The sequence below is a fragment of the Paracoccus sp. MKU1 genome (assembly GCF_001447385.1).
Classification (GTDB): Bacteria; Pseudomonadota; Alphaproteobacteria; order Rhodobacterales; family Rhodobacteraceae; genus Paracoccus.
Genome location: NZ_LLWQ01000197.1, coordinates 1 through 5,999, shown reverse-complemented (window position 1 = coordinate 5,999; position 5,999 = coordinate 1). Strand labels below are relative to the sequence as shown.

7 protein-coding genes and 1 pseudogene are annotated in these 5,999 nt (G+C 65.4%); 5 read left to right on the top strand and 3 right to left on the bottom strand.

Translation table 11 applies throughout. The features are described from left to right. Both AQY21_RS18420 and AQY21_RS18415 read left to right on the top strand, forming a co-directional pair. Positions 1–290 (top strand): ABC transporter permease (locus AQY21_RS18420; RefSeq protein WP_152988271.1); only part of this gene is annotated, 290 nt, incomplete at its 5' end. A 38-nt stretch (positions 291–328) separates the two neighbouring features. Then, positions 329–1,534, top strand: a complete 1,206-nt coding sequence (locus AQY21_RS18415) for an NAD(P)/FAD-dependent oxidoreductase (protein WP_058099074.1) — start codon at positions 329–331, stop codon at positions 1,532–1,534. Between the two features lie 33 nt (positions 1,535–1,567). Here AQY21_RS18415 and AQY21_RS18410 read toward each other — a convergent pair whose 3' ends face one another. Beyond that, entirely contained in the window at positions 1,568–2,488 is a 921-nt protein-coding gene (locus AQY21_RS18410) for a LysR family transcriptional regulator (RefSeq protein WP_058099073.1), read from the bottom strand. 132 nt (positions 2,489–2,620) lie between these two features. Here AQY21_RS18410 and AQY21_RS18405 point away from each other — a divergent pair, with 132 nt between their 5' ends. The 3 genes from AQY21_RS18405 (at position 2,621) to AQY21_RS18395 (ending at position 5,328) form a co-directional block, all read left to right on the top strand. Next, complete coding sequence (locus tag AQY21_RS18405) at positions 2,621–3,775, top strand: aromatic ring-hydroxylating dioxygenase subunit alpha (protein WP_058099072.1); 1,155 nt, start codon at positions 2,621–2,623, stop codon at positions 3,773–3,775. A 4-nt stretch (positions 3,776–3,779) separates the two neighbouring features. Then, positions 3,780–4,937: an aromatic ring-hydroxylating dioxygenase subunit alpha gene (locus AQY21_RS18400; protein ID WP_065169958.1), complete on the top strand. Its 1,158-nt coding sequence runs from the start codon at positions 3,780–3,782 to the stop codon at positions 4,935–4,937. Positions 4,938–5,001: 64 nt separating this feature from the next. Beyond that, on the top strand, positions 5,002–5,328 hold the full coding sequence (locus AQY21_RS18395) for a 2Fe-2S iron-sulfur cluster-binding protein (RefSeq protein ID WP_203416564.1): 327 nt from the start codon (positions 5,002–5,004) through the stop codon (positions 5,326–5,328). A 157-nt stretch (positions 5,329–5,485) separates the two neighbouring features. On the opposite strand, the pseudogene AQY21_RS27980 reads toward AQY21_RS18395, so the two are convergent. After that, positions 5,486–5,674 (bottom strand): annotated as a pseudogene (locus AQY21_RS27980) (IS3 family transposase); the annotation flags it as partial. A gap of 16 nt (positions 5,675–5,690) precedes the next feature. Further along, a partial coding sequence (locus tag AQY21_RS18390) for a hypothetical protein (RefSeq protein WP_238986824.1) occupies positions 5,691–5,999 on the bottom strand: 309 nt, incomplete at its 5' end.

Below are 5,999 nucleotides of genomic sequence, written 5' to 3'. Positions count from 1 at the left end.
CGCGCACGACCTTTTTCCGCATCACCATGCCCTTGATCCTGCCCGGCGTGATCTCGGGGGCGCTGTTCGCCTTCGTCACCTCCTTCGACGAGGTGGTGGCGGTGCTGTTCATCGCCGGGCCGGACCAGCAGACCATCCCGCGGCAGATGTGGAACGGCATCCGCGAGCAGATCTCGCCCGCCATCCTCGCCGTGGCGACGCTGCTGGTGATCTTTTCCATCGCGCTGCTCACCACCGTCGAGCTGCTGCGCAGGCGCTCCGAAAGACTCAGGGGGCTTACCCCAGGGTGAGGGCAAGGCGTACATCAGACAGCATGAGAGGAGAAACCATGTCGCATGTCGTCGTCATTGGTGCGGGCCAGGCCGGGGCCGCCCTGGCCGCCAGGCTGCGGGCGCTGAAATACGAGGGGGAGATTACGGTGATCGGCGACGAGCCCGCGCCCCCCTATCAGCGGCCGCCGCTGTCCAAGGCCTATCTGCTGGGCGAGATGGCGGAGGAGCGGCTTTGGCTGCGGTCCGCCGATTTCTGGGCCGAGAACCGGATCACCCTGAAACTGGGACAGCCGGTGACCGCCATCGACCCCGCAGCGCGGGTCGTGACGGTGGGGGGCGAGATGCTGGTCTATGACGAGCTGGCATTGACCACCGGCTCGGTTCCCCGCCGCCTGCCGGCCGAGATGGGCGGGGCGCTTGGCGGCGTCCATACCGTTCGCACCCTGGCCGATATCGACGCCATCCGCGCCAGCTTCGCCCCCGGCCGCAGGCTGGTGGTGATCGGCGGCGGCTATATCGGGCTGGAGGCCGCTGCGGTCGGGCGCAAGCTGGGGCTGGAGGTCACGGTGGTCGAGATGGCGCCGCGCATCCTGCAACGCGTGGCCGCGCCCGAGACCTCGGCCTATTTCCGCAAGCTTCATGCCGACCACGGCGCGGCCATCATGGAAGGCATGGCCGTCGACCGCTTGCTGGGCGAAGGCCATGTGACCGCCGTGCGCCTGACGGATGGCAGGGAGCTGCCGGCGGATTTCGTCATCGTCGGGGTCGGCATCGTCCCCGCCACCGCCCTGGCCGAGGCGGCGGGGATCGCGCTGGACAATGGCATCCGCACCGATGCGCAGGGGCGCACCTCGGCACCGCATGTCTGGGCGGCGGGGGATTGCGCCTCGTTTCCGCTGAACGGTGTCCAGATGCGGCTGGAATCGGTCGGCAACGCCATCGACCAGGCCGAACTCGTCGCCGCGAACATCATGGGCGCGGGCACGGACTACCTTCCCAAGCCCTGGTTCTGGTCGGATCAATACGATTGCAAGCTGCAAATCGCCGGTCTCAACGCCGGCTATGACCGGGTGGTCACGCGGGCCGGCGACGGGGAAACGGTCAGCATCTGGTATTACTCCGGCGAGCGGCTGCTCGCGGTCGATGCGATGAACGACCCGCGCGCCTTCATGGTGGGCAAGCGGCTGATCGAGTCGGGCAGGACCGCCGCGCCCGGTCTCGTGGCCGATGCGGCCACCGATCTGAAGGCGTTGATGCGGTAAGCTGATCCGTCCGCCGACAGCCTTCACCGGCGGTCAGGCTGTCGTCTCGTGGCGAGCGGCAAAGAACGCGACCGCATGGTCCGTGAAGCGCCGGGTGATGAGCCCGCAATGCCCGCCCTCGCGCGAGGCGAGCACGATGCGCAGGGGCTGCAAGTCATCCTCGATCTCCAGGGTCTTCACCGCGCCGCCGTCATAGGTGGTCGCGGATGGCGGGCGCATCACCAGCAGGGTGAAGCCAAAGCCCGACGCGACCGCGCTACGCACCGACTCGAGCGAGGTGGAGACATAGGAAATCGGCGGGCTGATGCCGCTTTCCGCCAGCAGATCCTCGAAATATCGGCGGCTGCCGGGGCCGTCGAGCATGACATAGGGTTCGTCCGCCAGTTCGGCCAGGCGCACGGAGTCTTGGCCCGCAAGCGGGTGATCGGCGGCAAGCACCACCATCGGCCGCAGCTTCGCCAGCTCCACGAAGGCCAGCCCATCCGGCGCGCTGCCCCGGTCATAGGTCAGCGCCAGGTCGATCGACCCGTCCCGCACCGCATCGGCCAGATCGGCCAGCGCCATCTCCTGCTGCCGGACGATCACGCCGGGGGTCGCGTCGTTGAAACTGCGGATCAGGCCGGCGGCGTAGAAGGGCGAGAGCGTCCAGAACACGCCCAGGCGAATCTCTCCGGCAACCTCGGCAGCCAGCGCGGCGGCCTCGCGCTCGACCTGCCGCGCCTGTTCTTCCAGGCGCATGACGTGCTGAAGGAACAGGCGACCCTGGAGCGTCAGCGTCAGCCCGCGCGCGTGGTGCCGCTCGAACAGCACGAGGCCGGTCACATCCTCGAGCTTTTCCAGCGCCTGCGCCACCGAAGGCTGGGAGATGTTGAGCACGCGCGCCGCCTGCGCGATGCCGCCCTGCTCAGCGACGGCGCGGAAATAGGCGCATTGGCGTAGGGTGAATCGAACCATATAAAAGCTGGTTTAAACCTCGGATATTCGAGTTTTGATATTCCTTGGAAAAAGGTCAAGCTGATTTCCGACCGGCGGCCCGCTCGGCCGGCTGCCAGGACTTTTCCCCATGCGAAGACAAGGAGCCCCCTTATGTCACTAGCCCAGCCCGTTTCCGAATTGCTCGAGGCCGTCAACCGCCCGCTCGAAGACGCCCATGCGATGCCGCCCGCCGTCTATACGAGCCCCGATTTCCTGGCCTGCGAACTCGAAAGCATCTTCTCTCGGGAATGGATCTGCGTCGGCCGGTCGAGCGGCCTGCCCAATGTCGGGGACTATCTGACCTATGACCTGGCCGGCCAGCCCATCGTGGTGCTGCGCGGCAAGGACGGACAGATCCGCGCCTTCTCGAATGTCTGCCTGCATCGCATGTCCACCCTGGCCGAGGGTTGCGGCAACAAACGCCTGCTGGTCTGCCCATACCACGCCTGGACCTATGATCTGGACGGCAAGCTGCGCGGCGCGCCGTTCATGACCAGGACCACCGGCTTCTGCAAGGAGGACTACGCCCTGCCGCAGATCCGCTGCGAGGAATGGCTCGGCTGGATCTACATCACGCTGGACAAGGATCGCCCCAGCCTCGCCCCGGCTCTGGCGCCGCTTGAAGAGCTGATCGCCCATTATGGGGTGGAGAACTATGTCGAGTGCTTCCGCGAGACCCATGTCTGGGACACCAACTGGAAGGTGCTCGCCGAGAATTTCATGGAGAGCTATCACCTGCCGGTCTGCCATGCCGCGACCGTGGGCGGCCATTCCAAGCTGGAGGAAATGGAGTGCCCGCCGGGCCTCGAAGCCTTCAACTATCACTGGATCACCAAGGAAGCCTCGCTGCCGATGGGCAATGCGCATCCCGACAACACCCGGCTTGAGGGGCGCTGGCGCAAGACCACGGCGCTGATCACGCTTTATCCCAGCCACCTGATCACGCTGACGCCCGGCTATTTCTGGTATCTGTCGCTGCATCCCAAGGGCACGGGGCAGGTGGCGATCGTCTTCGGCGGCGGCTTGTCCCCCGAATTCATGGCCGACCCGCGCGCCGAGGAATATGTCGCCACGCTCAAGGGTCTGCTGGACGAGGTCAATGCCGAGGATCGCGGCTGCACCGAGAAGGTCTTCCGCGGCCTCAGCGCGAATGCGGCCCGGCCGGGGCATCTGTCCTATCTCGAGCGGCCGATCTACGATTTCATGCATTACATCGCCGAACGCACCGCAGGCTTCGACCGCGCTGCCACCCTGGCCGCGGAATAGGCCGATGACGACCGCGCTTTCCGATATCCCCTCGATGACCGGCAGGTTGCGCGCCGTCGCCGGCCTGCCGGAACATGACGCGCAATGCCTGCCGGGCCGGTTCTATACCGATCCCGATTATTTCCGCCATGAGGTGGAGACATTCCTGTCCAGGGAATGGCACTGCCTCGGCCGAGCCGACGAGATCCCCGACCCGGGGGACTATTTCACCGCCCGGCTTTTCGACGAGCCGCTGCTGGTGGTGCGCGGCGACGACGGCGCCGTGCGCGTGCTGTCCAACCTCTGCCGCCACCGCGGCATGCCGCTGGCCGAAGGCTCCGGCTCCACGCGCCGTTTCGTCTGCTCGTATCACGCCTGGAGCTACGGCCGCGCCGGCGAGCTGGTCAACGCCCCAAGGATGCGCGACAAGGGCGTCACCAGGGAAACGTGCAGCCTCCCGTCGTTTCCCAGCGAGATCTGGAACGGCTTCATCTATGCCAACCTGGATCCCGAAGCCCGCCCGCTGGCGCCGCGCCTGGGCCAGCTCGGCAATCTGCTCGGCCACTACCGCACCGGCGAAATGCGGATCGTGCGCAGCTTCGAGGAGGAATGGCGCACCAACTGGAAATGCCTGGTCGAGAATTTCATGGAAGCCTACCATCTTTCGGTGGTGCATCCGGAAACGCTGCATCCCTACACGCCGACCGGCCTGAGCCGGAAGTCGATGTCCGACGACAGCTTCACCTCCTATTGCGCCAACTATCCCGAAACCGCGGCCTCGCGCGGCATGGGGGCGCCGGGTCTTACCGAGGAGGAGCGCCGCCGCTCGACGCTGTTCTGCCTGTTCCCGACGCAGATCGCCAGCCAGGCGGCGACCTTGCTGGTCTCTTTCTCGATCCAGCCTTTGGCGGTCGATCGCATCCGGGTGCGATGGACCATGTCCACCTGGGGCGACGAGCTCACGCAGGACGAGCTGGAGGACAGGATCGCGCTTTGGCACGAGGTCAATCGCGAGGATCGCGAGAAACTGGAAAGGATGCAGCGGGCCCTCTCGTCCCGCCACGCGCCTTCCGGTCCGCTGGCGCCGCGCGACTATGAGGGCACGATCTGGGATTTCTACCGCTATCTCGGGCGGCAGGTTCCCCCGGAAAACATGCCGTTGCGTGCGGTCGGCGCGTCCTGAGGTTTCTTGAGCCTTTGCGAATCCCACCCGGGCGCGGATGCGCGCCCGGCGAAATCCACGGAGTATGACAGTGCCTCTCATAACCTGGCGTGATGCCGATGGCCGCGAAATCAGCGCCAATGTCGCTTCGGGCACGAACCTGATGAGGGCCGCGTGCGATGCGGGCGTGCAGGGCATCCATGGCGATTGCGGCGGGGCGCTTGCCTGCGCGACCTGCCATGTCGCAACCGATCCCGCATGGGCGGAACGTCTCGGCCCGCCCGGCCCGCTCGAGGACGAGATGCTGGAGATGGTCGACGGAGAGCGGACCCCGACGAGTCGGCTGAGCTGTCAGATCCTCGCGCACGAGGATCTGGAGGGCCTCATCCTCATCGTGCCGCCGGGCGCATGACAGATATCCTGATAGGAGGCCCATGAGCAGGGCAGCAGGGCTGTTCTGCTGATACAGGGCCTGCCGACCGACCGCATCGACGCCTCTGGCATGGATGCCCCGACACCGCCGGTCCCGCACAGCCTGTTGTCGAACAGGCTTGACGCCGGACATGCGATTAGGTGTTCAGTCCCGGCATTTGATGGATTGGATCGATGATGAATCGATTGGGCTCTGAAGTCCATCGTTTGCAGATAAACTCGCAAGGTGTGAGGCCTTTGAGTGTCTTCAGTCTTCGGCCGAAGTTGTAGGCGTCGATAAAGTCCTGAAGATGCCGTCGCAACTGGTCGTGATTGTCGTAGTGGAAGGTAACCGACCGATTGTTACCGCGGCGATTGGGTTTTGATGCGGGCGACGAGTTCCGCGTCATCGACAAAGTCGTCGAGGAACGCGTGCCAGGTTTCGGTGGTGATGCGCGCGTCCCTGAGCATGTCTTTCAGTTCATCGATACCGTCATCGGTCAGGGCGGTGACGGTGTCATCCGGGCCGGTATAGACGCTGATGATCGAGCCATAGGTCAGGTTGTCGTCGTTGTAGACGATGGCTTTGAGAAGCTCGGGGTCTTCGCCCAGCATCTTTGCGATGTAGTCGAGGGTGCAGACGTGGGTGACGGTTGCCATCAGGCGGTCTCG

Bases quoted from the DNA above. Each gene is read 5' to 3' on its own strand.
- AQY21_RS18405 (WP_058099072.1), top strand. From the start codon at position 2,621: ATGTCACTAGCCCAGCCCGTTTCCGAATTGCTCGAGGCCGTCAACCGC.
- AQY21_RS18400 (WP_065169958.1), top strand. From the start codon at position 3,780: ATGACGACCGCGCTTTCCGATATCCCCTCGATGACCGGCAGGTTGCGC.
- AQY21_RS18415 (WP_058099074.1), top strand. From the start codon at position 329: ATGTCGCATGTCGTCGTCATTGGTGCGGGCCAGGCCGGGGCCGCCCTG.
- AQY21_RS18395 (WP_203416564.1), top strand. From the start codon at position 5,002: ATGACAGTGCCTCTCATAACCTGGCGTGATGCCGATGGCCGCGAAATC.
- AQY21_RS18410 (WP_058099073.1), bottom strand. From the start codon at position 2,488: ATGGTTCGATTCACCCTACGCCAATGCGCCTATTTCCGCGCCGTCGCT.